A 25,944-nucleotide genomic window follows, 5' to 3' on the forward strand; every position below is an offset into this window, starting at 1 on the left:
CGGAAGGAGAGATCACGTGAAGGCTTTGGTCCTTGCGGGAGGTGCGGGAACCCGGCTGCGGCCGATCACGCACACCTCGGCCAAGCAACTGGTGCCGGTGGCGAACAAACCCGTGCTCTTCTACGGGCTGGAGGCGATCGCCGAAGCCGGGATCACCGACGTCGGCATCGTGGTGGGCAGCACCGCGCAGGAGATCGAGCGCGCCGTCGGGGACGGGTCGGCTTTCGGCCTGAAGGTCACCTATCTGCCGCAGGAGGCCCCACTGGGCCTCGCGCACGCGGTGCTGATCGCCCGCGAGTACCTGGGCGACGACGACTTCGTCATGTACCTCGGGGACAACTTCCTGATCGGCGGCATCACCGAGCCGGTGGAGCGGTTCCGCAGGGAGCGCCCCGCCGCCCAGATCATGCTGACGAGGGTCGCCGACCCGCGCGGCTTCGGTGTGGCGGAACTGGACACCGAGGGGCGGCTGATCGGTCTTGAGGAGAAGCCCGAGAAGCCCAAGAGCGACCTGGCGCTGGTCGGGGTCTTCCTGTTCACCGCCGCGGTGCACCCGGTCGTGGCGGCCCTGACCCCCTCGGACCGCGGGGAGCTGGAGATCACCCACGCCGTGTCGGGGCTGATGGACGCCGGTTACCCGGTGGAGGCGACGATCACCGAGGGCTACTGGAAGGACACCGGCAGCGTCGCGGACATGCTGGAGGCGAACCGGCTCGTCCTGGAGGAGATGGAGCCCGAGGTCGCCGGCACCGTGCGCGACTCGGAGCTGATCGGCCGGGTGACGGTGGCGCCGGGCGCGGTGGTGCGGCGTTCGCGCATCGTGGGCCCGGCCATCATCGGGGCCGGCTCCCTGGTGGAGGACTCCTACGTGGGGCCTTTCACCTCGATCGCGGAGGACTGCCAGATCATCGACAGCGAGCTCGAATACTCCGTCGTCCTGGGCGGCGCCGCGATCCGCGGAGTGCGGCGCATCGAGGCATCCCTCATCGGCCACGAGGTGGAGGTGACCCCGGCGCCGCGGACGCCCCGGGCGCACCGTCTGATCCTCGGCGATCACAGCAAGGTGCAGATATGCGCGTCCTCGTGACCGGCGGCGCCGGCTTCATCGGATCGGCCTACGTACGGGAGCTGCTCGCCGGTGCCTACCCGGCCTGGCAGGGCGCCCAGGTGACCGTGCTCGACCTGCTCACCTACGCGGGCAACCTCGCGAACCTGGCCCCGGTGGAGGGGCGGTTCACCTTCGTGCATGGCGACATCGGCGACACCGCCCTGCTGGACCGGGTGGTGCCGGAGCACGACGTGGTGGTGAACTTCGCGGCCGAGTCCCATGTGGACCGCTCGATCGCGGGGGCCGGCGACTTCGTGCGCACCAACGTGCTCGGTGTGCAGCGGCTCTTCGACGCCTGCCTGAGGGCCGGGGTCGGCCGTGTCGTGCACATCTCCACCGACGAGGTGTACGGCTCCATCGACTCCGGTTCGTGGGACGAGACCGCGCCGCTGGCGCCGAACTCGCCCTACGCCGCCTCGAAGGCGAGCAGCGACCTGCTGGCGCGCGCCTACCACGTGACCCACGGCCTGCCCGTGGTCGTCACCCGGTGCGGCAACAACTACGGGCCCTACCAATACCCCGAGAAGGTCATCCCGCTCTTCGCGACGCGGCTGCTCACCGGGGGCACGGTGCCGCTGTACGGGGACGGCGGGAACGTGCGGGACTGGATCCACGTCACCGACCACTGCCGCGGCATCCAGGTCGCGGCCGAGCGGGGTCTTCCCGGCGAGGTCTACCACATCGCCGGCACCCGCGAGCTGACCAACGTCGAGCTGACGGACCGGCTGCTGACCGCCTGCGGGGCGGGCTGGGACCGGGTCGACAAGGTGCCGGACCGCCTCGGCCACGACCGGCGGTATTCCCTCACCGACGCGAAACTGCGGGCGCTCGGCTACGCGCCGCGCATCCCGTTCGAGGAGGGACTGGCCGCGACCGTCCGCTGGTACGCCGAGAATCCCGCCTGGTGGCGGGAGTCGGTCCAGGGAGCGCACCGGTGAACGGCGACCGCTCAGACGGGCTGCGCCCGGTCGTCGCGGTCCTGGGGGCGACCGGCACCATCGGCAGGCAGGTGGTCTCGGCTTTCGAGACGACGGGCTACCCGGTCCTCTCTGTCGCCAGGACGCGCCCGCCTGCGGTCTCCGGGCACGCCTTCGTCGCGGCGGACCTCTCGGCGGCCCCGATCGCGGAGATCGCCGGGCTGCTCACGGCGGCCGGTGCCCGGGTGGTGGTCAACGCCAGCGGAGGCTGGCTCGCGTCGCCGGAGGAGAACCAGCGGGCCCACGTCGACCTCGTCGAGCGTCTGCTGCGCGCGGCGGAGATGATGCCCGCGCCGCCGCGGTTCGTCCAGATCGGCTCCGTCCACGAATACGGTCCGGTGCCGCACGGCACGGTGATCGAGGAGTCGTACGAGCCGAAGCCGCGGACTCCCTACGGGCTGTCGAAGCTGGCCGGTTCCGACGCCGTGCTGCGGGCCGCCAGGGAGGGCCGCGTGCCGGGTGTCGTCCTGCGCGCGGTGAACGTCTTCGGGCCGGGCACGGCGGGCGTCGGCTTTCTCGGCTCTGTGGTGCGCGGGCTCCGCGGGCTCACCCCCGGGGACCGGCTGCGGCTCACGGTGAGCAGGTCCCAGCGGGACTTCGTCGACGTACGGGATCTGGCGGACGCGGTCGTACGGGCGGCGGAGTCCTCGCTGGCCGGACAGGCCGTCAACATCGGCCGGGGCGAGGCGCTCGACATGAGCGACCTGCTCACGCTGCTCGCCGCCGAGGCCGGGTACGGCCCCGACGTGCTGGATCTGGCCAGCGGTTCCGTGCGCTCGCACGGCGGGGACTGGACGCGGGCCGACATCCAGCGCGCCGGCCGCCTGCTGGACTGGGCGCCGAAGACCTCGGTCCGCCAGTCGCTGCGGGACATGTGGGAGTCCACCGCTGCCCGCTGACGGCCCATGAGCCGCGCGGGCACACGATGTCCACTGTTGGGACTCTTGTTCACATTTTAGGTGATTTGTCGATGCAGACCGGCAGATTCGCGATGCGCACCAGCGTTGGCCCGGCCAACGAGATCGGCAACTGTCAGTCACGGGCGCTCCTTGCCGGGGCGTACCGAAGGAGGACTCAGATGATCCTTGTCACCGGCTCCACCGGAAACGTCGGCCGCAACATCGTCCGCGAGCTCCTCGCCGCGGGCGAGGAGGTCCGCGCGCTCACCCGCAATCCCGCAGAGAGCGGCCTGCCGGCCGAGGTCGAGGTCTTCGAAGGGGACTTCACGAAGCCCGACACGCTGGCCCCCGCCCTCGACGGGGTGCAGCGGGCCTTCGTCTTCCCCGTCCTCGGGGAACTCGACGGCTTCCTCGGCCATGCCGTCAGGAACGGTCTGGACAGACTCGTGCTGCTCTCCTCCACCGCGGTCACCTTCCCCGATCCGGGATGGGTCGGCGGAGCGCACCTGCGCAACGAGACGGAGGTGCTGGCCTCGGGCATCGACGCCACTTTCGTGCGCCCCACGGTCTTCATGGCGAACGACCTCGCCTGGGCGGGCCAGATCGCCCAGGGGGGAATCGTCCGCGGTCCCTATCCCAAGGCGGCCATGGCGCCGGTGGACGAGCGCGACACCGGCGCGGTGGCCGCCGCGGCCCTGCTGTCCGACGAGCCTCTCGACCACATCAGCTTCACCGGGCCCGAGTCGCTCGACCAGGTGGAGCGCGTGCGCATCGTCTCGGAAGCGCTCGGGGTGAAGGCCGAGTTCGAGGAGATTTCGCGCGCCCAGGCACACGCGCACCTGGTCCACCACATGCCGGACGCGGCCGCCGAATTCCTGCTCGACCAGCTCAAGGACGCCGCCGGGGGCGGCGGGGCGGAGATCCTCGACCCCGCGTCCGTCATCGGCCGGCCGGCGCACACCTACGCGTCCTGGGTCGAGCACCGCATCGCCGACTTCCGGAAGTAGCCCACCGCCGGTCGAACACGACCGCACCGGGAATGCCGGGCCGGCGGAGGGGCTCGGAGACGACACCCGGCTGTCAGGCTCCGACGGCTGCGCCGGCTGCGAAGGCGGCCGGCGCAGTCCGGGGCTCAGAGGTGTCCGGCGGGTGCCGGAGCGAAGTCACCCGTCGCGCGAGTCGAAGACGCGGCGGATCTTCCCGACCGAACGCTCCAGCGTGTCCGGGGCGACGATCTCCACGTCGACGCTGACGCCCACACCGTCCTTCACCCCTCGCGCGATCGAGCGGGCGCAGGCGTCGTGCCGCTCCGGGGCGCCGCCGGGGCGCGACTCGACCAGGACCGTCATGTGGTCCATCCGGCCGCGGCGGGTCAGCCGCAGCTGGAAGTGCGGGGCGACACCCGGGGTGGACAGGACGATCTCCTCGATCTGGCTGGGGAAGACGTTCACCCCCCGCAGGATGATCATGTCGTCGCAGCGGCCGGTGACCTTCTCCATCCGGCGGAAGGCGGGCCGTGCCGTGCCCGGCAGCAGGCGCGTCAGGTCACGCGTCCGATAGCGGATGACCGGCAGCGCCTCCTTGGTGAGCGAGGTGAAAACCAGCTCGCCGCCCTCCCCCTCGGCCATGACCTGGTCGGTGAGCGGGTCGACGATCTCCGGGAGGAAGTGGTCCTCCCACACGTGCAGCCCGTCCTTGGTCTCCACACACTCCTGGGCGACGCCGGGTCCCATCACCTCGGACAGCCCGTATATGTCGACGGCGTGGATGTCCGTACGCTCCTCGATCTCGGACCGCATCGCCTCCGTCCACGGTTCCGCGCCGAAGACGCCGATCCGCAGCGAACTGGTGCGCGGGTCGACGCCCTGCCGCTCGAACTCGTCGAGGAGGGTGAGCATGTAGGAGGGGGTGACCATGATGATCTCCGGCCGGAAGTCCTGGATGAGCTGGACCTGGCGGGCGGTCATGCCGCCCGAGGCGGGGATGACCGTGCAGCCGGCGCGCTCCGCCCCGTAGTGGGCGCCGAGCCCGCCGGTGAACAGGCCGTATCCGTAGGAGACATGGACCTTGTGCCCGGGACGGCCGCCCGCGGCGCGGATGGAGCGGGCGACGACGTCGGCCCACACCGACAGGTCGTGCTCGGTGTAGCCGACCACGGTGGGGCGGCCGGTGGTGCCGCTGGAGGCGTGGACGCGGCGGACCTGCTCGGCGGGGACGGCGAACATCCCGAAGGGGTAGCCGTCGCGCAGGTCCGCCTTGGTGGTGAAGGGGAAGCGGGCCAGGTCCTCCAGCGTGCGGCAGTCCTCGGGCCGTACCCCGGCGGCGTCGAACTTCTCGCGGTACAGCTCCACATGGTCGTACGCGTGCCGCAGGGTCGCCTGCAGCCGCTCCAGTTGGAGGGCGCGCAACTGCTCGCGCGTCATCCGCTCGGCGTCGTCCAGCAGGTCGCCGGGAAGCGCCTCCCCCAGCCGGCGGCCCTGGTAGCGGGGGCTCGCCGGGGCGGCGCTCACCGTGACGCCTTCGTCGTGGCGGCTCGGCTGTCGCGGCTTCGGCCGCGGAATTCCGCGATGACCTCGTCGCCGCGCAGCACGCTCACGTCGTAGATGCCGCTGCGCCCGAAGCTCACCCTTTCCCGCGCCGTCGCGAGCAGGACGTCGCCCTCGCGGGCCGGTGCGACGAAGTCGATGTCGGCGGCGGCCGCGACGGTGACCGGCCCGCGGCCGTTGCAGGCACACGCGAAGGCGGTGTCGGCGAGCAGGAAGACGTAGCCGCCGTGCGCGATGCCGTGCCCGTTGACCATGGCCGCGGTCACCGCCATCCGCACCGACGCGGTGCCGGCGCCGGTGTGCAGCAGCTCGATGCCCAGGCCCCGCGACGCCGCGTCTGCGGCGAACATCGCCTCCGCCGTGCCGCCTGTCGCCGGTTCAGTGGTCTGGTTCACGTGCGCGCTCCCGTTGTCTCCCGACCGAACATTCGGTTAGCCTGCCGCTTGGTCAAGTAATCAAGCAACCGCGCCGCCTGTCAAGGGCCGGAGCGCACGCCCGGCCGAACCCGCGGGTCGCGGCAGGCCCGCCGCCGACGAGGAGAGCAGAAGTGCCCGACGAGGTCTATCTGGTCGACGGTGCCCGCACCCCGCAGGGACGCTACGGCGGGGCGCTGGCCGCCGTGCGGCCCGACGACCTCGCGGCCCTGGTCGTCGGCGAGGCCCTACGCCGGGCCGGGGCGCCGGGCGAAGCCGTGGACGAGGTGATCCTGGGGGCCGCCAACCAGGCCGGCGAGGACAACCGGGACGTGGCCCGCATGGCGGTGCTGCTGGCCGGCCTGCCGCACACCGTGCCCGGCTACACGGTCAACCGGCTGTGCGCCTCCGGGCTGACGGCCGTGGCCTCGGCGGCGCAGGCCGTCCGCGCGGGAGAGGCGGACCTGGTGGTGGCCGGCGGGGTCGAGTCGATGACGCGGGCGCCCTGGGTGATGGCCAAGCCCGGCACCCCGTGGGCCAAGCCCGGCGAGGTCGCCGACACCGCGCTCGGCTGGCGCTTCACCAACCCCCGCTTCGGCAGCCGCCAGACGCTGTCGATGGGCGAGACCGCCGAGGAGGTGGCCGCCCTGGACGGGATCAGCCGCGCCGACGCGGACGCGTTCGCGCTGCGCAGCCACCGCCTGGCCGTCGCCGCCCAGCAGGCAGGCCGCTTCACCGCGGAGATCGTCCCGGTCGAGGTGACCGACCGCAAGGGCCGTACCACGACGGTCGACACCGACGAGGGCCCCCGCCCGGCCACCAGCGCCGAGCAGCTCGGCGGGCTGCGTACGGTCTTCCGCGAGGACGGCATCGTGACCGCGGGCAATTCCTCACCGCTGTCGGACGGGGCTGCCGCCCTGGTGGTCGCCTCCGCGCGGGCCGTCGAGCGGTACGGGCTCACCCCGAGGGCGCGGGTCGTCACCACCGCGTCCGCAGGCGTGGAGCCGCACCTGATGGGGCTCGGCCCGGTCCCGGCCACGGAGAAGGCCCTCACCCGGGCCGGCTGGAAGGCCGCCGACCTCGACGCGGTGGAGCTGAACGAGGCCTTCGCCGCACAGGCCCTGGCCGTCATCCGCCGCCTCGCACTCGACCCGGACGCGGTCAACGCCGACGGCGGCGCGATCGCGCTGGGCCACCCGCTGGGTTGCAGCGGCGCCCGCATCCTGCTCACCCTCGTCGGCCGCCTGGAGCGCGGCAACGCCCGCCGGGGGCTGGCCACTTTGTGCGTCGGCGTCGGCCAGGGCGTCGCCATGCTGATCGAAAGGCCGTGAGCATCGAGAGCCGCGGGCGTCGTGGGCCGTGAGCGGCAGGGCCGGCCCCTGCGTCAGGCGGCGGAGGCGGTCACCTTGGCGAGGAAGGCGTCCAGATTGCGGCGGGTGCGCGCGATCTGCTCGTCCAGGGTGAGGGTCTCCTCCATGCGCCGGACCAGCGGGGTGGTCTTCTTGCCGCGGATGTAGAGGGAGCACGCCAGGTCCGCGCACATGTACAGGGCGACCGTGTTGCCCTGGCGGCCGGCCGGACCGGCCAGCGGCGCCGCGAGCAGGTCGACGCCGCCACCGCCGTGGCCGGTCAGACACAGGCCGCACAGGCTGCTGCGCAGCAGATTCCGCCGGGCGCCCGGCGCGATCCGCAAGGTCAGGCCGACCGGGTCGCCGCCCGCCGCGGGGCTCACCAGATACGCCCGGTCCGGGGCTCCGGGGTCGCGCCAGCCCAGGAAGTCCAGGTCCGCCCAGGGCAGCTCGGACATCTGCCGGGGCAGGCTGATCCGCTTGGCCTCGCCCTTCGAGCAGTTCACGAAGGAGGCGCGCACTTCGGCGTCGGTCAGGGCATCCATGGCCCGGACGCTACCTCTCCCCCGCCCGCGTCCTCGACCGGTTTTCCCGCCGCCCCGCAGACCCGTGCGGGTCAGGCCGCCATCGCGGGACGCAGGACGTCCTGGCACCACTGCCGGAAGGTCGTCGGGGACGCCGAGCGCGAGGCGTACGGCCCGGTGCCGTACAGGCCGGCGTCGACCGCGGCCGCCATGTCGACGAGGCCGCGCGCCCACGGCTCGCTCATGCCGTGGGCGAGCAGCTCCGCCCGGTAGGCCTCGGCGGGGATCCGCCGGTAGGCGATCGGGCGGTCGAGGACCTCGGACATGATCGCGGCCATGTCGTCGGGTGACAGGTCCTCGGGGCCGGGCAGCGGAAGGTCGTCCTGGCCGGTCCAGGAGCCGTCGAGCAGCAGGGCGGCCGCGGTGGCGGCGATGTCGCGGGTGGCGCAGGCCGGGCCCTTGCGGTCGCCCGCCAGCAGGCCGAAGTAGGTGCCCTGGTTCCTGATCGGGTCGAGCTGCCGGAGGATGTTCTCCATGAAGCCGGGCATGCCGAGCGAGCGGTAGTGCACGCCGGTGCTCTCGATCAGGTGGTCCATCGCGAAGACCGCCGAGATCTGCCCGGCCTTCCTGGCCCTGCCCCGGCCCAGGCTCGACACGCCCACCACCCGGCGTACGCCCTGGGAGGCTATGGCGTCGCACAGCGGCCGGGTGAAGTCGATGGCGTGGCTGTGGAGCCCGGCGGCTCGCGGGTCCGGCGGCAGCACCCACAGGACGGCGTCGGCGCCGGCGCAGACCTCGGCGACGGCGGCGGAGTCGTCCATGGAGCCCTTGACCACCTCGGCCCGCTCGCGGACCTCGGGGGCCAGCCGGGACGGGTCGCGGGCGATGACCCGGACCGGGGCGCCCGCCTCGATGACACGTGCGAGGGTCTGGTGGCCGATACTTCCGGTGGGCGTGGTGACGACGATCATGTGTCTCTCCGATCCGCAGCACAACAGCACGAACAGCACGAACAGCACGACGACACGGTGGCGCGGCAGCCCGGCAGACGCGCGGCCGGGAAGCTGGACAACCGCAGCAGAAGTAAACTCTACCGTACCGTTTACTTCGCGCACAGGAGGGACGGACTCATGGCTCGACGCGGGGACGAACTGCGGGAGCACATCCTGCTCGTCGCGAAGGACGTCTTCCTCGAATCGGGTTTCGAGCGCGCCTCGATGGACACGCTGGCCGCGCGCGCGTCGACCTCGAAGCGGACGCTCTACGCGCACTTCGAGAGCAAGGACAAGCTCTTCCTGGCCGTGGTCGACCTGGTGCGCGAGCTCTACCTGGACCGGCTGCGGACCCCCGGCGAATACGCCGACGACGACACCGAGGCCGTCGTGCTCTACTGCGGCCGCTTCCTGCAGATGCTGCTGTGGGAGCCGACCGTGCGCATGTGCCGCCTCGGCATCGCGGAGGCGGAGCGGCTGCCCGAGGCGTCGGCGCGCTACTACGAGGCCGTCTTCGACTCCGCGCACCAGCGCCTCGCCGACCACATCGGCCTGCGGTACGGGCTGCCGCCCGCGGAATGCACCCGTATCGCGCACGACCTCATCGGGCGCACCCTGCACCCGCGCTTCCCGCGGGCGCTGTTCGGCACCGAGCGATTGCTCACCGAGCGGCCGGAGCGGGAGTCGATCGCCACCGACGTCGACCTCGCGCCCATCCGCGCGGCGGTCGCCGCCGCGCTGCCGCGGGCCCGGTGAGCCGCCGGCCTACGGCTTGATGGCGACGCCCACCCACAGGCTCACGTCGGCGTCCGACACCAGCGGGGTCTCGGCGCGGTCCGTCTCCTCCGGGCGCCAGCGGTGGCCGACGACGATGCCCGGCTCGACCAGGTCGAGACCCTCGAAGAAGCGCTCGACCTCCGCGCGCGTACGCACCTGGGTCGGCGTGCCCGAGCTGCGGTAGACGCCGACCACCTCCGCCCACATCTCGGGGTCGAAGTCCGGCGTGCAGTGGCTGATCGCCAGCGCGGAGCCGGACGGCAGCGCCGCCATCAGCCGGGAGACGATGCCGTACGGGTCGCGGTCGTCGGGGATGAAGTGCAGCAGCGCGTTGAGGCTCAGCACGGCCGGCCGGGACAGGTCCAGCGTGGCCGCCAGCGTCTGGTCGGACAGGATCGCGTCGGTGTCGGTCGCGTCGGCCTGTACGTACGCGGTGCGGCCGGCCGGGGTGCTGCGCAGCAGGGCGCGCGCGTAGTTGAGCACGATCGGGTCGTAGTCGACGTAGACCACCCGCGCGTCCTCGGCGACGGACTGCGCCACCTCGTGCAGATTCGGCGACGTCGGGATTCCGGTGCCGATGTCCAGCCACTGCCTTATCCCGTAGGAGCGGGCCAGCACGCGGGTGGCGCGGTGCATGAAGTCGCGGTTCTCGAGCACACCGAGGAAGACGCCGGGGAAGATGGTGGCGACCTCGTCGGCCGCCTCGCGGTCGGGGCGGTAGTTCGTCCGCCCGCCGAGGAAGTAGTCGTACATCCGCGCGCTGTGCGGGATGTCCGTACGGATACTGGCCTGCAGCTCGGCTGCCGACTCCGACTCCGCGTCGTCGAGAGCTGTCCCGTCCGCCATGTCCACAACCCCGCCGCCACTCGGACCCGGGGCCGCCCCCCGGTGACCACCGGTATCTTCGGCCCCCATCATAGGCCCCGCCGCAGGCCACTCCGCCCGGGTCCCTCCCCAACTTCCCTGCACCCAGGGCATTTTGACCGCGCAAAACCCGGTTGCGCCGAAACCCCGTTCGGCGCGCTCCCGGCGCCCCCGGGCCGGGACCGCTTCGTGGGCGGCGGTCGCCACCGCTCTCGGCCTGACCGCAGGACGCCCGCGCCCGCACCACCCGCCACCGCCTCCGGCACAGACGGTCGCAATCGGGGGCGTCCGGGGCGGAGTCGGAGACATCGGCCCCGGAGGCTCGGGCGCGTGGGGCATCTTCCGCGCCGACCCATGCACGACGCATGAATAAGGTTAGGCTAACCTAAGCTCCATGATGCCTGGCCAGAGAGCCGCCGGCAGTCGGGCGCGCTCGCGCGGCCATGGGCTGTCGGCCACAGGAATGACGGTCGCCTACGACCGGACCGATGTCGTGCACGACGCCGCGATAGCGATCAGGCCCGCCGAGGTGACCGCGCTCGTGGGTCCGAACGGCAGCGGGAAGTCGACGCTGCTGCGTACGCTCGCCCGGCTGCAGCGCGCCCGGAGCGGCACGCTCACGGTCGGCGGCGAGGACGGCGAGGGCGGCAGGAGCGGCGACGCCACGGACGGCTTCGGGCTCGACTCGCGCGAATTCGCCCGGCGCGTCGCGCTTCTGACGCAGGGGCGGCCCACGCCGAGCGGGCTGACCGTGCGCGACGTGGTCGACTTCGGGCGCTACCCGCAGCGGGGGCGCTGGGGACGTCCCGACCCCGGCGGGGCCGCCGTCGTGGACCGGGCACTGGGGCTGACCGGGGTCGCGCACCTCGCCGCGCGCGGCGTCGACCAGCTGTCCGGCGGACAGCTCCAGCGGGTGTGGCTCGCGAGCTGCCTCGCCCAGGAGACCGGTGTGCTGCTGCTCGACGAGCCGACCACGTATCTCGACCTGCGCTACCAGGTCGAACTCCTCGACCTGATCCGCGACCTCGCCGACGGCCACGCGATCGCGGTCGGCGTCGTCCTGCACGACCTCGACCAGGCGGCGGCCGTCGCCGACCGGATCGCCCTGCTCAGCGAGGGGCGGATCGTCGCCGACGGCCCGCCCGGGGACGTGCTGACGCCGGATCGGCTCTCCGAGGTCTACGGCATCCGCATCGACGTCGACACCGACACCTCGACCGGCCGGCTGCGCACCCGCGCGATCGGCCGCCACCACACCCGTACCGAAAGGCGCCACCCCTCCCGATGAGATCCCTCACCACCCTGCCCGCCGGCCGCCGCCTCCTGGCCGCCGCGGCCGCCGCCACCGCCGCGGCGCTCTCCCTGACCGCGTGCGGTACGACCCACTCGGCCGCCGACGCCGCTCCCCCGGCCACCACCGGCTCCGGCGCCACGACCGCCGCCGCGGGCCCGATCACGCTCACCGACGCGACCGGTGCGACGGTGAAGCTGGACGCTCCCGCCACCAGGGTCGTCGGCACCGAGTGGAATGTCGTGGAGGACCTCGTCACGCTCGGCGTCGCCCCCGTGGGCGTCGCCGACGTGAAGGGTTATCAGGCGTGGGACTCCGCGGCCCCGTTGACCAACTCCCCCAAGGACATCGGCACCCGCGGCGAGCCGAGCACGGACACCGTCGCGTCGCTGGACCCCGACCTCGTCGTGGCGACCACCGACCTGCCGGCGTCGGCGGTGGCGCAGCTGCGGAAGATCGCGCCGGTCCTCGAAGTGCGCTCCGCGGACGCGGCCGACCAGATCGGCCTGATGACGAAGAACCTCGGCCTGATAGCCCAGGCGACCGGGACCACGGCGAGGGCGACCGCCGTCGGGCAGGCCTTCGACGCGAAGCTCGCGGCGAGCCGGGCGGCGCTGAAGGCCGCGGGCCTCGAAGGGGTGCGCTACGCCTTCGCCGACGGCTGGGTCCAGTCCGACCAGGTCTCGGTCCGCCCTTTCACCGGCGGCTCCCTCATCGGCGCCGTCAACGAGCGGCTCGGGCTGAAGAACGCCTGGGGGGTCAAGGGCGACAAGGACTACGGGCTGGCCACCACCGACGTCGAGGGCCTCACCAACCTCGGTGACGTGCGGTTCGCCTACATCGTCAACGCCGTCGACGGCGACCCCTTCGCGGACAGCCTCGCGAAGAACGCCGTGTGGAAGTCGCTGCCGTTCGTCAAGGCCGGCCAGGTGGACCGGCTGCCCGACGGTGTGTGGATGTTCGGCGGGCCGGCGTCGATGGAGGCGTACGCCGACGCCGTCGTCGACGCCCTGACGAAGTAGCGCCGTGGCCGTCACCGCACCGCCGCCCGCCGCGGCCACCGCCGAGCAGCCGACCGCGTCGGCGTCCACGTCCCGGGTGGGCGCGGCCGCGGTGACGGCGGCGCTCGTCCTGCTGGTCGCCGTCATCGCCGTCATCGACATCACCCAGGGAACGGCCGCCGTCGGCGCGAGCCAGGTGTGGAAGGCGGTCACCGGCCGCGCCGACCCGGGCGACGCGTCCGTCGTCGTCGCGTCGCGCCTGCCGAGAGCGCTCGCCGCCGTCCTGGTCGGCGTCGCGCTCGGCGCGGCGGGCGCCGCCCTGCAGGCGGTGAGCCGCAACGTCCTGGCCGCGCCCGACACGCTCGCGGTCAGCGCCGGCTCCTACCTCGCGCTGGGGGTGCTCACCGTCACCGGGGCGTCCTTCCCGCTGCTCGCCTCCTCCGGCGTCGCCTTCGCGGGCGGCATGGCGGCGGCGGCCGCCGTGCTCGGGCTGTCCGGGCTGGGGGCCGGGACCGTGCGGCTGGTCCTGGCCGGCAGCGCCCTGGCGCTCGGGCTCGGCTCGGTCACCGACGCGCTGCTCCTGCTGTTCCCCCAGCAGACCGACGGGCTCTACCAGTGGAGCCAGGGCAGCGTCAGCCAGAACGGCTTCGGCGGTGTCCAGCAGATGGCGCCGGTCGCCCTGCTCGGACTCGCCGGGCTGCTGCTGGTCGCCCGCCGCGTCGACGCCCTGTCGCTGGGCGACGACGCCGCCCGCGGGCTCGGCGTCCCGGTGCTGCGCACCCGGGTCACCGTCGTCGTGCTCGCCGCGCTGCTGTCCGCCGCCGCGGTGACGCTCGCGGGGCCGATCGGCTTCGTCGGGCTGTGCGCGCCCGCGCTGGTCCGGCCGCTCGCCCGCCGCGTCCGGGGCCTGGCACGGGCGCGGGCGGCCATGCCCTTCACGGGGCTGGTCGGCGCGGCGCTCGTGCTCGGCTCCGACGTGCTGCTGCGGGCGTCGGTGAGCGCGCAGACCGCGGTCGCGGTGCCGACCGGGGTGGTCACCAGCGTCGTCGGCGCGGTCTTCCTCGTCGTCATGGCGCTGCGCACCCGCGACGGCGGCGCGGCCGCCGCGCCGGACCGGCTGCGTATCCCGAGCCGGGCGGCCTTCACCGCCACGGTGGCCGGGCTCGCGGCGCTGCTCGTCGCCGTGGCGGTCGCGGCGGTGCTGCTGGGAGACACCAAGCTGCTGCTCGGCGACGTCGTCAACTGGGCACAGGGCCGCGGCGACCACGTCGTCACCTTCGTCCTGGACACCCGGGTGCCGCGGGTGCTCGCCGCGCTGCTGGCGGGGGCGGCGCTCGCCCTTTCCGGGACGCTCGTGCAGGCCGTCACCCGCAACCCGCTCGCCGACCCCGGCATCCTCGGCGTGTCCGGCGGGGCGGGCCTGGGCGCCGTACTGCTCGTCACCACCGTGCCCGCGGCGGGCTCGTGGAGCGTGGCCGGTGCGGCCTTCGCGGGCGCCGCGGCGACCGCCGCGCTGGTCTTCGGGCTCGCCGCGCGGGGCGGCTTCCAGCAGGACAGGCTCGTGCTGGTCGGGGTGGGCGCGTCGGCCGGGACGGCGGCGCTGATCAGCCTGCTCATCGTCCTCACCGACCCCTTCAACGCGACGAAGGCGCTGACCTGGCTGTCCGGTTCGACCTACGGGCGGACGCTGCCCGATGTGCTGCCGGTCGCCGCGGTGCTGGCCGCCGGCGCCGCCGTCGCGGTCGTACGCCGCAGGCGGCTCGACCTGGTCTCCCTGGACGACGACACCCCGCGGCTCCTCGGGCTGCGCCTGGCGCCGGCCCGCCTGGGCCTGCTCGCGCTGAGCGTCCTGCTCAGCGCGACGGCCGTGGCCGCCGCGGGCACGATCGGCTTCGTCGGGCTGGTCGCCCCGCACGCGGCCCGCGCCCTGGCCGGACGGCGGCACGTCCGGGTCGTCCCGACCGCGATGCTGCTGGGCGCCACCCTCGTCTGCGCCGCGGACCTGCTCGGCCGTACGGTCATCGCCCCCGCGCAGCTCGGCGCGGGCCTCATGACCGCGGTCGTCGGGACGCCGTATTTCCTCTACCTGCTGGTCCGCACCCGCCGGTAGCGCCACCGGGTCGCGGGAGCACGGCGTCGTCCCTGGTCCCCCGGGGCCGGCACCCGGTCCGGTGCGGCCCGGACCGGTGCCCGCCCCGGGGTGCGTGTCAGGCGGCGGAGCGCTCGGCCTGCGGGCGGCGCAGGGCCTGCTGGGTGAGGCCCGTCGAGGTGTAGCCCATGTCCAGGACGCCGACGTCGCGGCCGGGGGGCACGATCGCGTCGATGCGGTCGAGGACGTCGTCGGACAGGGTGGCCCCGGCGCTCGCGAGGAGGTCGTCGAGGTGGTCCATGGTGCGCGGGCCGATGATCGCGGAGGTGACCGCGGGGTGGGCGATCGCGAAGGCCATGGCCAGGTGGGTCAGCGGCATCCCGGCCTCCTGGGCGAGCGGGATGAGCTGCTCGACGGCGTCGAGCCGGCGTTCGTCGCCCATGTGGGCGAAGCCGAATCCGGCCCGGTGGGTGTCGGGCTCCTGTCCCTTGCGGTAGCGGCCGGTGAGCAGGCCGCCGGCCAGGGGGCTCCAGACCAGGGTGCCCATCCCGTGGCGCCGCGCGACCGGCAGCACCTCGCGTTCGATGGCGCGGTCCAGGATCGAATACGGCGGCTGCTCGGTGCGGAAGCGGTACAGGCCGCGCCGCTCGGCGACCCACTGGGCCTCGACGATGTCGGACGCGAGGAAGGTGGAGGAGCCGAAGGCCCGTACCTTGCCCGCCCGCACCAGGTCGGTGAGGGCGGCGAGGGTCTCCTCCACGTCGGTGTCCGGATCGGGCCGGTGCACCTGGAAGAGGTCGACGTGGTCGGTGCCCAGCCTGCGCAGCGAGTCGTCGAGCGCGCGCTCCAGCCAGCGCCGCGAATTCCCGCGCTGGTTGGGGTCGTCGCCCATGGGCAGATGCGCCTTGGTGGCCAGGACGACGTCGTCACGGCGACCCTTGAGCGCCCTGCCGACGATCTCCTCGGACTCGCCGCGTGCGTAGGCGTCGGCGGTGTCGACGAAGTTGATGCCGGCGTCCAGCGCCCGGTGGATGATGCGGACGCAGTCGTCGTGGTCGGGGTTGCCGATGGCGCCGAACATCATGGCGCCCAGGCAGTAGGGGCTGACCTTGATGCCGGTCCGGCCCAGGGTGCGGTATTTCACGGTGCTCCTCAGGGGTTGGGGTGTCCGCCGCACCGCGATACGCTCGGTAAACGGAACAGCGTTCCACTGGTGACGACAATACGGAACATCGTTCCGGTTAGCAAGGAGGACGACCCGTGGGCGACGAACCGACCCTCGCCGGGCAACCCCGCCCGGCCGTGCGCGCCGACGCGCAGCGCAGCATCGACGCGCTGCTCGCCGCGGCCGCCGAGGTCTTCGCCGAGGCCGGGGTGGACGCCCCCGTACGGCAGATCACCGCGAAGGCGGGAGTCGGCGCGGGCACCCTCTACCGCCACTTCCCGCAGCGCTCAGACCTGATCGCCGCCGTCTTCCGCCATGAAGTCGACGCCTGCGCGGCCGTCGCGCCCACCCTGGCCGCGCGGTACGAGCCGCTCGAAGCCCTCACCCGGTGGCTCCAGCGCTTCGCGGGCTTCATCGCCACCAAGCGCGGCCTCAGCGCCGCCCTGCACTCGGGCGACACCGCCTACGACAGCCTGCCCGGCTATTTCCAGCAGCACTTCGAGCCCGCGCTCTCGGCACTCCTGGACAGCGCGGCGAAGGCCGGCGCCATCCGCTCCGACGCCGACCCGTGGGACCTGCTGCGCGCCATCGGCAACCTCGCCGTGCCCGCCGCCGACGACGACGGCGGCCACACCGAGCGGATGATCGCCCTGCTCGTCGACGGCCTGCGCTTCGGCGCCCGGACCTGACCCGTCAGCCGGTGAGCCGTCAGCTCTCACGCCGGGCGTGCCGCAGCAGCACGTGCACGACCCGGACCACCGCGAGAGCGCAGGCCACTGTGCCGCCGGTGCGCAGCAGGAGGGTGTCGACGGCCGCGGGAAGGTCCCAGACCACGACGGGGCCGACGAGAGTCGCGAAGACCACCGCGCCGAGGAAGCACCCGCTGAGCAGGGCGTAGCCGATCTCGACGGTGGTCGCGTCGCGCTCGGCCTGGCTGTGTGTCCCTGAGGGCATGGGTCAAGGATCGCACCTCCCGCCACCGCCGGTCCATGGCCCGGGAATTCACGGCGTGTCAGGCGGGCCGGCGGGTGCGCGCGGCGCCCCCCGCCGGCCCGGTGGGTCACTCCTCGGCCGCCCCGGCCCGGGACCGCGGGTGTGTCGGAGGCGCCGGGCCGTCAGACCTGTCACCCGGCCGGGACCAGATGGCGGGTGAACCAGTCGGCGGCGAGTTCGCCCACCTCGGCGAGGGTGCCGGGCTCCTCGAACAGGTGCGTGGCGCCGGGCACCAGCGCGAGCCTGTTCTCGCAGCGCAGTTGCCGCTGCGCCTGCCGGTTGAGGTCGAGGACATGGCGGTCCAGGCCGCCGACGATGAGCAGCGTGGGCGCCTGGACACCGGGCAGCCGGGGTGCCGCGAGGTCGGGGCGACCGCCGCGGGAGACGACCGCGGCCACCCGGTCGCCGAGGCCGGCCGCCGCGTAGAGCGCCGCGGCGGCGCCGGTGCTCGCGCCGAAGTAGCCGACGGCCCGGTCCTGGGCCTCGGGCTGCCCGCCCAGCCACTCGGTGACCTGGGTGAGGCGCCCGGCCAGGAGTTCGGTGTCGAAGACGTTGGCCCGGTCGCCGGCCTCGGCCTCGGTGAGGAGATCGAACAGGAGGATGCCCAGGCCCGCTTCGACGAGCGCCGCGGCGACCCCGCGGTTGCGGGGGCTGTGGCGGCTGCTCCCGCTGCCGTGCGCGAAGACCACGATGCCCCTGGCGCTGTCGGGCACGGTCAGCTCACCGGCGAGGCTGCCGCCCGCCGTCGGGATGCCGACCTCCCTGCGCGCCGCCCGGCCGTTTCGCCGGGGCTCGCTCCCGTCGAGGTCGCGCTGTCCCGCCCTGGCCAGGCAGGCGGTGACCTCCGCGTCGGCGGTCTGCGTGAAGTCCTCGTAGAACAGGCCGATCGCGTGGAAGGGGCTCGGTGTGTCCACGCAGATGTACTCGTCGGCGTCGCCGGCCAGCCGGTCGGTCCAGTCGGTGGGGGCCACGGGCACCGCGAGGACGACCCTGCGCGCGCCTCGCTCCCGGGCGATCCGGCAGGCGGCGCGTGCGGTGGACCCGGTCGCGACGCCGTCGTCGACCACGACCGCGGTCCTGCCGGCGAGCGGCGCGGGCGGGCTGTCGCCCCGGTAGCGGTGGGCCCGCTGCCGCAGGACGCCGCGCTCCCGCCGCTCGACGGCGGCCAGGTCGTCGGCGCCGACCCCGGTCTTGCGTACGACCTCGTCGTTGACCACCCGGGTGTCGCCCTCACCGATGGCGCCCATGCCCAGCTCCGGCCGGCGGGGCACCCCCAGCTTCCTGACGACGCACACGTCGAGCGGTGCCCGCAGGGTGCGCGCCACCTCCTCGGCGACGGGCACACCGCCCCGGGGCAGGCCGAGGACGACCACGTCCCGGTCTTCCAGGTGTCCGCAGCGCGCCGCGAGTCTCCGGCCGGCGTCCTGTCGATCGTGGAACACGGCTCTTCGTCTCCCCTCGGCTCAGGGGCCCGTACCGGTGCGGCACGGGACCGCGGCGGGAGCCGGCCTGCCGGCGGACCGGGCGGCGAGGCGGCCCGCCGTGCCCCCGCCCTTTTCCACGCTACTCACCCGGAGAGGTCCGCGGCGACCTCCTGACCGGGCGGTACGGTCAGCGGCCGGTCGCCGAGGACGACGTCGAGCGGCTCTCGGCCGGAGTCGGGGACGCTGATGTGCAGGCGGCCGTCGCGCAGGACGAGGCCGACCCCCCAGTGGCCGCGGTAGCGCAGGGACAGCCGGAAGCGGGAGATCTCCGGCAGCGGCACCGGGTCGAGCCGCAGGGCGTCCGCACACGGCTCCAGGCCGGTCAGCCCCCGCTGGACGAGGTCGAGGGTTCCGGCCATGGCTCCCAGGTGGATGCCCTCGGCGGTGGTGCCGCCCTGCACGTCGGCCACGTCGCCGATGAGCGCTTCGCGGACGTAGTCCCATGCCTCGCCGCGGCGCGAGCGGGCCAGCACCCAGCCGTGCACCAGGCCGCTGAGGGTGGAGCCGTGGCTGGTGCGGGCGAGGTAGTGGTCCACGGTCGCGGTCCACGTGGTCTCGTCCAGCCGGTGGCCGAGCCGCGCGAAGAGGGCGGACAGCTCGGCGGGCGGGAAGAGGTAGCCGAGCATGAGCACGTCGGCCTGTTTGGACGCCTGGTAGCGGTTGACGCTGTCGCCCTCGGCCTCCAGGACGCGGTCGAGCCGGCGGATGTCGCCGTAGCGGGCCCGGTAGCCGTCCCAGTCCAGCTCGGCGAGGTCGCCGTAGCCGTCGAACTGGCTGATGACGCCGTCGTGGAAGGGCACCCGCAGCCGGCGCGACACGTCGTCCCACCGGGACAGCTCCGCCTCGTCCAGCCCCAGCCGCTCGAACAGCTCGTCCCTGCGGACCGCGGGGAGTGCGCCGGCCAGCTCCAGGGCACGGGCGAGGACCCAGGCCGCCGTCACATTGGTGTACGCGTTGTCGTCGACGCCGGGTGCCGGGGCGTCGGGATAGGCGTCGTGGTATTCGTCCGGGCCGACGACGCCCCTGATGCGGTAGCGCCCGAAGGCCGGGTCCCAGGCCGCGGTGTGCGCCCAGAACCGGGCGATCTGGAGCAGCATCTCGGCGCCCTCGGTGTACAGGAACCCGGTGTCGCCGCTGGCGAGGCCGTACTGCCACACGTTGTAGGCCACCGCCGAGCCGACGTGGTGCTGAAGGTGGGTGTGGTCGGGCAGCCAGCGGCCTGATCGCGGGTTGAGGTGCAGGCGCTGCGTCTCCTCGTGTCCGTCGCTGCCGCTCTGCCACGGGTACATCGCCCCCGGGCGCCCGGCGGCGGCCGCGGCACGGCAGGCGGCGTCCAGCCGGCGGTGGCGGTACATCAGCAGGGCCCGGCAGACCTCGGGCAGGTGCAGGCCGAGGAAGGGCAGCACGAACAGCTCGTCCCAGAACACGTGGCCGCGGTAGGCCTCGCCGTGCAGCCCGCGGGCCGGCACCCCCACGTCCAGGGCGGCGGTGTGCGGGGACAGGGTCTGCAGGACGTGGAAGCGGTGCAGCCGCAGGACGTGGCCGGCCTCGCCGGGCACGTCGAGCCGGGTGCTCCGCCACAGGCGGTCCCAGGCCGCCGCGTGCGTGTCGAGCAGGCCGGCGAAGTCCGGCGCCCGGGTGACCCGGTCGAGTGCCGCCTGCCGCGGGTCGCCGATCGCCGGGTCGCGCGAGGTGTGCAGGGCGACGGTCTTCTCGACGGCGACCGCCCGGCCGGGGAGCACGGGCACGGTGATCCGGTGGAAGAGCGCGTTCCCACCCGGCGCGAGCGTGGCGGCGCGGGCCTCGCCCTGCGTGGCGCGGCTGCGGGCGGCCATCGCGATGCCGACGCGTGAGTCGGTGGTGCGGCAGGTCAGCCACACCGTGTCCGTGCCGGTGGCGCCGGTGCGGTGCTCTGTGAGGTGCGCTCCCGCGAGGTCGCTGTAGCGCTCCACCCCGGCATTGCGCACGTTTCCGTCGAGTCCCGCCTCGATCTCCAGCTCGCCGCCCCACCCGTGGGCGGTGACCCGGGCCCGCTGCGCCGCCAGGTGCGGGTCGCCCATGTGGACCAGGCGGGCCTCCTCGATCGTCACCTCGCGCCCGTCGGGGTCGCGCAGGCGGGATCTGCGGGTCAGCACGCCGCGTCGCAGGTCGACGGTCTGCTCGTGGGCGAGCACGGTGCTGTCGTCGGCGCCGAACCAGCGGCCGCCCGCCGCACGGACCCGCAGGGGCAGCCAGTTCGGCAGGTTGACCATGTCCTCGTTGTCCACCTCGCGCCCGGCGACCTCGGAGGTGAGCCGGTTGTAGCAGCCCGCCGCGTACGTACCCGGGTAGTGCGCGGGCCCTGCGGTCGCCTCGGCCATCGCGCCGCGCGTGGCGAAGTATCCGTTTCCCAGGGTGCACAGCGCCTCGCGCAGCCGTTCTTCTGCCGGGTCGTAGCCCTCGTAGCGCCAAGTCCACTCCGGCCCCATCAGCGGTTCCTTCCGGTGGCCGTCGGGTCAGCCGCCCGTCCGGCACGCACGCGTCGCGGGCGGCGCGGTAGGGGGCAGGAGCGGGGGCCGTCACATGGACGAGACGCGGCGGCCCGTGACCTTGCGGGGCCTGATACGTATCCACAGGGGGCGGTCGCCGCCGGCCCACGGCTCGGTGGCCAGCTCCGCGAGCCGCCCCGCCGCCTCCGGATCCCCGACGTGCTCGGGATTGCCGGTGACCAGCACGCTCCAGCCCTGGCGGAGCTGCTCGTCGAACCAGTCGGCCTGGAAGGACATCGCGACGTCGGGCGACGGGTCCGCCGTGGTGCCCGGCGCCGTGCGGTAGGCGATCGTATGGGCGTCGACGGCGTAGTTGACCGGGACCACGGCGGGGCCGGGGTCGACGGGGAAGGCCACCCGGCCGAGACCGTGCGTACCGAGCTTGTCCCAGCACTCGGATTCGGTGAGCCGCACCAGGACGGGGCGGTCGGCGGGCCCGTCCTGGCCGGGAGGCAGGTCCGCGCGCCCCTCCAGCAGCTCCTCGTAGGTCATGTCGAGGGCGGCCGCGATACGGACGTAGCCGCCGCGGTCGAAGTCGGGCCCGGCGTCGAGCACCTGTTGCAGATAGCGCGGGGCCATGCCCACCCGCGTCGCCAGGTCCATCTCGCCCACGCCGAGCTGTCTGCGCCGTTCGCCGATTCGCTGGGCCAGAACCCTCGGCTCGATGCCCTGCTCAGCGGCTTCCGGCTTAGCGTCCACAGCGGACCACCCTCCTGTCCGGCCTGACTACCAGCTTCGCCCACCGAGCCGGCTTACGCCATCCGGGGGGCGGCGCGGGCACCGCGCGGCAGTCCCTGCCGGGCCGCGCACGGCGCGCTCCCACGCACCCGTCCGTACATCTCGCTCCCTTATCGTGCCCCCGGTATCGGGATCCTTTCCGGCCCCGGAAGGGCCGTCGCACCAGGAGTGAGTTATGGACACGTCATCGGCCGGCAGCGCCAGTGGGGAGCTGACGCGGCGCCTCGGGGTGTCCGACGCCGTGCTGATCGGGCTCGGCTCGATGATCGGCGCCGGGATCTTCGCCGCGCTCGCCCCCGCCGCGTCGGCCGCCGGGTCCGGGCTGCTGCTCGGGCTGGCGCTGGCCGCCGCGGTGGCCTACTGCAACGCGACCTCCTCCGCGCGGCTGGCGGCGCGCTATCCCCGGTCGGGCGGCACGTACGTCTACGGGCGGGAGAGGCTCGGGGACTTCTGGGGGTACCTGGCCGGGTGGGGATTCGTCGTCGGCAAGACCGCCTCCTGCGCCGCGATGGCCCTGACCGTCGGCACCTACGTGCTGCCGGGCCAGGCCCACGCGGTCGCGGTGGCCGCGGTGGTGGCGCTGACCGCGGTGAACTACGCCGGGGTGCGCAAGTCCGCCCTCCTGACCCGCGGGATCGTCGCGGTCGTACTGGCGGTGCTGGCCGCCGTGGTCACCGCCTGCCTCACCTCGGGCTCCGCCGAGGCGGCCCGCCTGGACATCGGCACGGACGCCACGGCCGGCGGGGTGCTCAGGGCGGCGGGCCTGCTCTTCTTCGCCTTCGCCGGCTACGCCCGCATCGCGACGCTCGGCGAGGAGGTCCGCGACCCCCGCAGGACCATCCCCCTCGCGATCCCGCTGGCGCTGGGCATCACCCTGGTCGTCTATGCGGCGGTCGCCGTCTGCGTGCTGCTGGTCCTGGGCCCCGGCCGCCTCGCCCACTCCCCCGCCCCGCTGGTCGAGGCGGTCCGCGCCGCCGGGGTGCCCGGCCTGGCGCCGGTCGTGCGGGGCGGAGCCGCCGTCGCGGCCCTCGGCTCGCTGCTCGCACTGATCCTGGGGGTGTCGCGCACCACCCTGGCGATGGCGCGCGACCGGCACCTGCCGCACGCGCTGGCCGCCGTGCACCCCCGATTCGACGTCCCGCACCGCGCCGAAGTCGCCGTCGGGGCGGTGGTCGCCGTCCTGGCCGCCACGACGGACGTGCGCGGCGCGATCGGCTTCTCCTCCTTCGGCGTGCTGGCCTACTACGCCGTCGCGAACGCCTCCGCCTGGACTCTCACCCCGGAAGAGGGCCGCCCGGCGCGTGTCGTGCCGATCGCCGGCGCCGCGGGCTGCCTGGTCCTGGCCTTCGCCCTGCCGCTCTCCTCCGTGCTGGCGGGTGCCGCGGTGATCGCGGCCGGGGCGGCCGTCTACGGCCTGCGTCGCCGCGGCTGAAGGGAGACCGGCCTACCGCTGTGCCAGGTCACCGGCGCGCGGGGGCGCCGAGCGGGCGGACTCTAGGGTCGGGTGGATGTCGAACAGCCGGTCCATGCCGACCAGTTCGAGAAGCTTTCGCAAGGCGGGCTGCGGTGCGGCGATCCGCAGCTCGGTGAGCCGGCTCGCGGCTATCAGCACGCGCAGGAAGCTCGAGTCCCCGAAGGTGACGGCGCTCGCGTCCAGGACGACGACCGGCGACTTCGCGGCGGCGGCCCTCAGCCGGGCGGCGAGGGGCTCCAGGTTCTCCACGTCGAGGTCTCCGTAGGGCGCCACGACGGGGACGGCGGTCTGTTCGGACCGCTGGGGCGGCATGGATTCGATGGTCACGCGTGGCGTATGCCCAGGCCGGGACGTGTCATGCCGGCCGGTTCGCGCGTCGGCCGTCACGCAACATGAGGTTGCGCGTCGTCGGGCGGACGGCTAACGTCATGCGCAACCGTTGGTTGCCCATGGGAGGTCCGTAGTGGAGTTCGGAGAGCTGGCACGCGAGATCCGCATCGACGCGGCGCCGGAGATCGTGTTCGACGTGGTGAGCCGTCCCGAGCACATCAGGATGTGGTGGAGCGACGACGCGTCGTTCGAGCCCGCGGCGGGCGCGGTCGGCGAGCTGGTGTGGGGCGACCGCGCCGCGGTCGAGAAGATAGCGGTGGTCGAGGTCGATCCGCCCCGCAGGTTCGCCTTCCGCTGGGTCGCCCCCGCAGGCCGGCTGCCCGACGCGGGCAACTCCCTCCTGGTCACCGTCGAGCTGGAGCCCTCCGGCGACGGGACGATCCTGCGGCTGACCGAGAGCGGCTGGCGGGAGCGCGGCTGGGAGGCCGCCGTACTCGAGGAGGCCTTCCACGACCACGAGCGCGGCTGGGACGTCTTCCTGTCCAGGCTGCGCGGCTACGCCCCCTCGGTGGTGGCACGGTGACCGCCGTCGACGACGAGCTGTGGTCGGCGATCGGCGACCCGACCAGGCGCCGCCTGCTCGACCTGCTGCTCGCGGAAGGGGTCGGCACCCCGACCGGCCTGAGCGACCGCCTCCCGATCTCGCGCCAGGCGGTGGCCAAGCACCTGGGCGTCCTCGATCGCGCGGGTCTGGTGCACGCCACGCCGATGGGCCGCGAGCGGCGCTACGAGGTCGACGAGGCGCAGCTCGCCCGAGCCGTCCGCCAACTGAACGAAGTCGGCAGGACGTGGGACGCGCGGCTGAACCGCATCAAGCGCATCGCGGAACAGATCCAGCGCCAGGAATCCGACTGACCGTCGGGCCCGCGCACCTTTCCGAAGTACCGACCATCCGTGGAGGACGCACATGAGTGGACCGCTGCTTGCCGACAGGACCGCCGTGATCTACGGCGGCGGGGGCGCCATCGGCGGCGCCGTCGCCCGGGTCTTCGCCCGGGAGGGCGCGAGGGTCTTCATCGCCGGGCGGAGCCAGGCGAGGCTCGACGCCGTGGCGCGTGACATCGCGGCCGCGGGCGGGACGGCCGAGACCGCACAGGTCGACGTTCTCGACCAGCGGGCGGTCGAGGACCACGCCGACGCGGTCGCGGCGGCGGCCGGCGGCATCGACATCGCCCTCAACGCCGTGAGTGTCATGCACGATCAGGGGACCCTGCTGGCGGACCTCTCGCTGGAGGAGTTCATGCGGCCGATCGACGGGTTCCTGCGGACACTGTTCATCACCAGCAAGGCGGTGGCGCGGCACATGGGCCGCGAGCGCCCCGGCGTCATCCTGACGCTGTCCGAGCCGGGCTCCAAGCTGGCCGTCGGCGGCATCCTGGGGCACAGCGTGAGCGCCGCGGGCAAGGAGGCCTTCTCGCGGGTCCTCGCGGCGGAGCTGGCGCCGGGCAACATCCGGGTCGTCTGCATCCGCCCGCACGCCGTCGTGGACGCGCCGGCGGCGGGTTCCTACACCGAGGAACTCTTCGAGCCGATGGCGGCGGCGGCCGGGCGGTCGGTCCAGGAACTCCTCGAAGGCGGCATGGCGCAGGGGACGCTGCTCAAGCGGCTGCCCTCGCTCTCCGACGTCGCGGAGACGGCCGCCTTCCTGGCGTCCGACCGGGCCGGGGCGATCACCGGGACGGTCGCCAACCTGTCCGCGGGGGCACTCGTCGACTGAGCCCGCCGCCGCGGCGCGGTGTCGCACCGAGGTGCCGGTCACCGGTGGACCGTGACACGGTGGAAGGCGTCCCGCGGTGCCTCAGGCCTCGGCCGTGATGACCGCCAGCTCCGAGTCGAGGGCCTCGGCCACCTGGCCGAGGTCGCCCTGCACCCGCGCCCGCAGGGCGTCCACGAACGAGATGACGTCCTGCTCAGGCAGGCGTACGCACACGGCGGGGAAGGGCCCGAGGGTCACCTCCACGCAGCGGATCCCGGTCGAGCCCCAGGACGGCCGCACCTGTACGTCGCCCTCGCCGACGGCCGCTTCCCGGCCCTCGGCGAGCACTTCCCAGCCGAAGGTCCAGGCGATCGGCTCCTCGCCCGGAACGCGCAGGACCATTTCCACCGCCAGCGGGTCCCGGGAGCGGTAGACGAGGTCGACGGCCACCAGCGCCACCCACTCGTCCGGTATGTCCAGTGCCGCCACCGTGTCCACCCGAACAGTCGCTTCCTCGCCACGGCCCATGCCGCATCCTCCCTGGCTCACTGACGCGTCGACGGCCCGCGACGTCGCCCCGGAACGGTTCCGCCCGTCGGCGGTCCACCGGTCGGCTGTCCGCTCGACGCCTCGTCAAACCGGCCTG

The 25,944-nt window shown here is 73.9% G+C and carries 26 protein-coding genes; 14 read left to right on the top strand and 12 right to left on the bottom strand.

Going from position 1 to position 25,944, the window contains the following annotated elements:
• Window positions 1-16: 16 nt before the first annotated feature.
• The 4 genes from OG900_00920 (at window position 17) to OG900_00935 (ending at window position 3,991) form a co-directional block, all read left to right on the top strand.
• Window positions 17-1,087, top strand: a complete 1,071-nt coding sequence (locus tag OG900_00920) for a glucose-1-phosphate thymidylyltransferase (protein WUH88829.1) — start codon at window positions 17-19, stop codon at window positions 1,085-1,087.
• Window positions 1,072-2,046 (top strand): dTDP-glucose 4,6-dehydratase, encoded by a 975-nt coding sequence (rfbB, locus tag OG900_00925; GenBank protein ID WUH88830.1) that lies wholly within the window; start codon window positions 1,072-1,074, stop codon window positions 2,044-2,046. The genes OG900_00920 and rfbB overlap by 16 nt, the downstream gene beginning before the upstream one ends.
• A complete protein-coding gene (locus OG900_00930) occupies window positions 2,043-2,984 on the top strand; it encodes an NAD(P)-dependent oxidoreductase (protein WUH88831.1) in 942 nt (313 codons plus the stop codon). Before rfbB ends, OG900_00930 begins: the two co-directional genes overlap by 4 nt.
• A 179-nt stretch (window positions 2,985-3,163) precedes the next feature.
• On the top strand, window positions 3,164-3,991 hold the full coding sequence (locus tag OG900_00935) for an NAD(P)H-binding protein (protein WUH88832.1): 828 nt from the start codon (window positions 3,164-3,166) through the stop codon (window positions 3,989-3,991).
• Between the two features lie 156 nt (window positions 3,992-4,147).
• On the opposite strand, the gene paaF is transcribed toward OG900_00935, so the two are convergent.
• A complete protein-coding gene (paaF, locus tag OG900_00940; GenBank protein ID WUH95572.1) occupies window positions 4,148-5,407 on the bottom strand; it encodes a phenylacetate--CoA ligase in 1,260 nt (419 codons plus the stop codon).
• Between the two features lie 83 nt (window positions 5,408-5,490).
• On the bottom strand, window positions 5,491-5,880 hold the full coding sequence (paaI, locus tag OG900_00945; GenBank protein WUH95573.1) for a hydroxyphenylacetyl-CoA thioesterase PaaI: 390 nt from the start codon (window positions 5,878-5,880) through the stop codon (window positions 5,491-5,493).
• Between the two features lie 197 nt (window positions 5,881-6,077).
• Between paaI and OG900_00950 the strand changes: the two genes are divergently transcribed.
• Window positions 6,078-7,274 (top strand): thiolase family protein, encoded by a 1,197-nt coding sequence (locus tag OG900_00950; GenBank protein WUH88833.1) that lies wholly within the window; start codon window positions 6,078-6,080, stop codon window positions 7,272-7,274.
• Between the two features lie 53 nt (window positions 7,275-7,327).
• Here OG900_00950 and OG900_00955 read toward each other — a convergent pair whose 3' ends face one another.
• Window positions 7,328-7,837, bottom strand: coding sequence for an FBP domain-containing protein (locus OG900_00955; protein WUH88834.1), 510 nt, complete (start codon window positions 7,835-7,837; stop codon window positions 7,328-7,330).
• 71 nt (window positions 7,838-7,908) lie between these two features.
• Window positions 7,909-8,787 (bottom strand): NAD(P)H-binding protein, encoded by an 879-nt coding sequence (locus OG900_00960; protein WUH95574.1) that lies wholly within the window; start codon window positions 8,785-8,787, stop codon window positions 7,909-7,911.
• Between the two features lie 159 nt (window positions 8,788-8,946).
• On the opposite strand from OG900_00960, the gene OG900_00965 reads away from it, so the two are divergent.
• The gene (locus OG900_00965) at window positions 8,947-9,564 is read left to right on the top strand and encodes a TetR/AcrR family transcriptional regulator (GenBank protein WUH88835.1); all 618 of its coding nucleotides are present in this window, start codon (window positions 8,947-8,949) and stop codon (window positions 9,562-9,564) included.
• Window positions 9,565-9,573: 9 nt separating this feature from the next.
• Here the strand turns inward: OG900_00965 and OG900_00970 are convergent, their stop codons facing one another.
• On the bottom strand, window positions 9,574-10,431 hold the full coding sequence (locus tag OG900_00970; GenBank protein ID WUH88836.1) for an SAM-dependent methyltransferase: 858 nt from the start codon (window positions 10,429-10,431) through the stop codon (window positions 9,574-9,576).
• A 412-nt stretch (window positions 10,432-10,843) separates the two neighbouring features.
• Between OG900_00970 and OG900_00975 the strand changes: the two genes are divergently transcribed.
• From OG900_00975 to OG900_00985, 3 genes are read left to right on the top strand one after another with little or no spacing between them, the layout of a single operon-like run.
• Window positions 10,844-11,737 carry an ABC transporter ATP-binding protein gene (locus tag OG900_00975; protein WUH88837.1) on the top strand — a complete coding sequence of 298 codons (894 nt, stop codon included), beginning with the start codon at window positions 10,844-10,846 and terminating at the stop codon, window positions 11,735-11,737.
• Entirely contained in the window at window positions 11,734-12,762 is a 1,029-nt protein-coding gene (locus OG900_00980; GenBank protein WUH88838.1) for an ABC transporter substrate-binding protein, read from the top strand. The genes OG900_00975 and OG900_00980 overlap by 4 nt, the downstream gene beginning before the upstream one ends.
• Before the next feature lie 4 nt (window positions 12,763-12,766).
• A complete protein-coding gene (locus tag OG900_00985; protein ID WUH88839.1) occupies window positions 12,767-14,851 on the top strand; it encodes an iron ABC transporter permease in 2,085 nt (694 codons plus the stop codon).
• 97 nt (window positions 14,852-14,948) lie between these two features.
• Here OG900_00985 and OG900_00990 read toward each other — a convergent pair whose 3' ends face one another.
• Window positions 14,949-15,974 (bottom strand): aldo/keto reductase, encoded by a 1,026-nt coding sequence (locus tag OG900_00990; GenBank protein ID WUH88840.1) that lies wholly within the window; start codon window positions 15,972-15,974, stop codon window positions 14,949-14,951.
• A gap of 116 nt (window positions 15,975-16,090) precedes the next feature.
• Between OG900_00990 and OG900_00995 the strand changes: the two genes are divergently transcribed.
• Window positions 16,091-16,684 carry a TetR/AcrR family transcriptional regulator gene (locus OG900_00995; GenBank protein WUH88841.1) on the top strand — a complete coding sequence of 198 codons (594 nt, stop codon included), beginning with the start codon at window positions 16,091-16,093 and terminating at the stop codon, window positions 16,682-16,684.
• A 19-nt stretch (window positions 16,685-16,703) separates the two neighbouring features.
• On the opposite strand, the gene OG900_01000 is transcribed toward OG900_00995, so the two are convergent.
• The 4 genes from OG900_01000 to OG900_01015 all read right to left on the bottom strand — a co-directional run bounded on the left by OG900_01000 (window position 16,704) and on the right by OG900_01015 (window position 21,699).
• On the bottom strand, window positions 16,704-16,949 hold the full coding sequence (locus OG900_01000) for a DUF6332 family protein (protein ID WUH88842.1): 246 nt from the start codon (window positions 16,947-16,949) through the stop codon (window positions 16,704-16,706).
• Window positions 16,950-17,119: 170 nt separating this feature from the next.
• The gene (locus OG900_01005) at window positions 17,120-18,430 is read right to left on the bottom strand and encodes a phosphoribosyltransferase family protein (GenBank protein ID WUH88843.1); all 1,311 of its coding nucleotides are present in this window, start codon (window positions 18,428-18,430) and stop codon (window positions 17,120-17,122) included.
• Window positions 18,431-18,555: 125 nt separating this feature from the next.
• Window positions 18,556-20,940 carry a glycoside hydrolase family 65 protein gene (locus tag OG900_01010; GenBank protein WUH88844.1) on the bottom strand — a complete coding sequence of 795 codons (2,385 nt, stop codon included), beginning with the start codon at window positions 20,938-20,940 and terminating at the stop codon, window positions 18,556-18,558.
• 90 nt (window positions 20,941-21,030) lie between these two features.
• Entirely contained in the window at window positions 21,031-21,699 is a 669-nt protein-coding gene (locus OG900_01015) for a pyridoxamine 5'-phosphate oxidase family protein (protein ID WUH88845.1), read from the bottom strand.
• 214 nt (window positions 21,700-21,913) lie between these two features.
• On the opposite strand from OG900_01015, the gene OG900_01020 reads away from it, so the two are divergent.
• On the top strand, window positions 21,914-23,170 hold the full coding sequence (locus OG900_01020) for an APC family permease (GenBank protein ID WUH88846.1): 1,257 nt from the start codon (window positions 21,914-21,916) through the stop codon (window positions 23,168-23,170).
• Between the two features lie 12 nt (window positions 23,171-23,182).
• Here the strand turns inward: OG900_01020 and OG900_01025 are convergent, their stop codons facing one another.
• Window positions 23,183-23,539, bottom strand: a complete 357-nt coding sequence (locus tag OG900_01025) for an STAS domain-containing protein (GenBank protein WUH88847.1) — start codon at window positions 23,537-23,539, stop codon at window positions 23,183-23,185.
• A gap of 136 nt (window positions 23,540-23,675) precedes the next feature.
• Here OG900_01025 and OG900_01030 point away from each other — a divergent pair, with 136 nt between their 5' ends.
• Genes OG900_01030 through OG900_01040 form a run of 3 tightly spaced genes read left to right on the top strand, consistent with a single transcriptional unit; the run spans window position 23,676 to window position 25,319 of the window.
• Window positions 23,676-24,125 carry an SRPBCC domain-containing protein gene (locus OG900_01030; GenBank protein WUH88848.1) on the top strand — a complete coding sequence of 150 codons (450 nt, stop codon included), beginning with the start codon at window positions 23,676-23,678 and terminating at the stop codon, window positions 24,123-24,125.
• The gene (locus OG900_01035) at window positions 24,122-24,457 is read left to right on the top strand and encodes a helix-turn-helix domain-containing protein (protein ID WUH88849.1); all 336 of its coding nucleotides are present in this window, start codon (window positions 24,122-24,124) and stop codon (window positions 24,455-24,457) included. The genes OG900_01030 and OG900_01035 overlap by 4 nt, the downstream gene beginning before the upstream one ends.
• Window positions 24,458-24,509: 52 nt before the next feature.
• Window positions 24,510-25,319, top strand: a complete 810-nt coding sequence (locus OG900_01040; protein WUH88850.1) for an SDR family oxidoreductase — start codon at window positions 24,510-24,512, stop codon at window positions 25,317-25,319.
• An 81-nt stretch (window positions 25,320-25,400) separates the two neighbouring features.
• Here the strand turns inward: OG900_01040 and OG900_01045 are convergent, their stop codons facing one another.
• On the bottom strand, window positions 25,401-25,826 hold the full coding sequence (locus OG900_01045; GenBank protein WUH88851.1) for an SsgA family sporulation/cell division regulator: 426 nt from the start codon (window positions 25,824-25,826) through the stop codon (window positions 25,401-25,403).
• Between the last annotated feature and the right edge of the window lie 118 nt (window positions 25,827-25,944).

Source organism: Streptomyces sp. NBC_00433 (assembly GCA_036015235.1).
Classification (GTDB): Bacteria; Actinomycetota; Actinomycetes; order Streptomycetales; family Streptomycetaceae; genus Actinacidiphila.

Excerpts from the sequence above, each read along its gene's own strand:
- rfbB (WUH88830.1), top strand. The coding sequence starts at position 1,072 with ATGCGCGTCCTCGTGACCGGCGGCGCCGGCTTCATCGGATCGGCCTAC.
- OG900_00935 (WUH88832.1), top strand. The coding sequence starts at position 3,164 with ATGATCCTTGTCACCGGCTCCACCGGAAACGTCGGCCGCAACATCGTC.
- paaF (WUH95572.1), bottom strand. The coding sequence starts at position 5,407 with ATGACGCGCGAGCAGTTGCGCGCCCTCCAACTGGAGCGGCTGCAGGCG.
- paaI (WUH95573.1), bottom strand. The coding sequence starts at position 5,880 with ATGTTCGCCGCAGACGCGGCGTCGCGGGGCCTGGGCATCGAGCTGCTG.
- OG900_00955 (WUH88834.1), bottom strand. The coding sequence starts at position 7,837 with ATGGATGCCCTGACCGACGCCGAAGTGCGCGCCTCCTTCGTGAACTGC.
- OG900_00960 (WUH95574.1), bottom strand. The coding sequence starts at position 8,787 with ATGATCGTCGTCACCACGCCCACCGGAAGTATCGGCCACCAGACCCTC.
- OG900_00965 (WUH88835.1), top strand. The coding sequence starts at position 8,947 with ATGGCTCGACGCGGGGACGAACTGCGGGAGCACATCCTGCTCGTCGCG.
- OG900_00970 (WUH88836.1), bottom strand. The coding sequence starts at position 10,431 with ATGGCGGACGGGACAGCTCTCGACGACGCGGAGTCGGAGTCGGCAGCC.
- OG900_00975 (WUH88837.1), top strand. The coding sequence starts at position 10,844 with ATGATGCCTGGCCAGAGAGCCGCCGGCAGTCGGGCGCGCTCGCGCGGC.
- OG900_00980 (WUH88838.1), top strand. The coding sequence starts at position 11,734 with ATGAGATCCCTCACCACCCTGCCCGCCGGCCGCCGCCTCCTGGCCGCC.
- OG900_01000 (WUH88842.1), bottom strand. The coding sequence starts at position 16,949 with ATGCCCTCAGGGACACACAGCCAGGCCGAGCGCGACGCGACCACCGTC.
- OG900_01010 (WUH88844.1), bottom strand. The coding sequence starts at position 20,940 with ATGGGGCCGGAGTGGACTTGGCGCTACGAGGGCTACGACCCGGCAGAA.
- OG900_01020 (WUH88846.1), top strand. The coding sequence starts at position 21,914 with ATGGACACGTCATCGGCCGGCAGCGCCAGTGGGGAGCTGACGCGGCGC.
- OG900_01040 (WUH88850.1), top strand. The coding sequence starts at position 24,510 with ATGAGTGGACCGCTGCTTGCCGACAGGACCGCCGTGATCTACGGCGGC.
- OG900_01045 (WUH88851.1), bottom strand. The coding sequence starts at position 25,826 with ATGGGCCGTGGCGAGGAAGCGACTGTTCGGGTGGACACGGTGGCGGCA.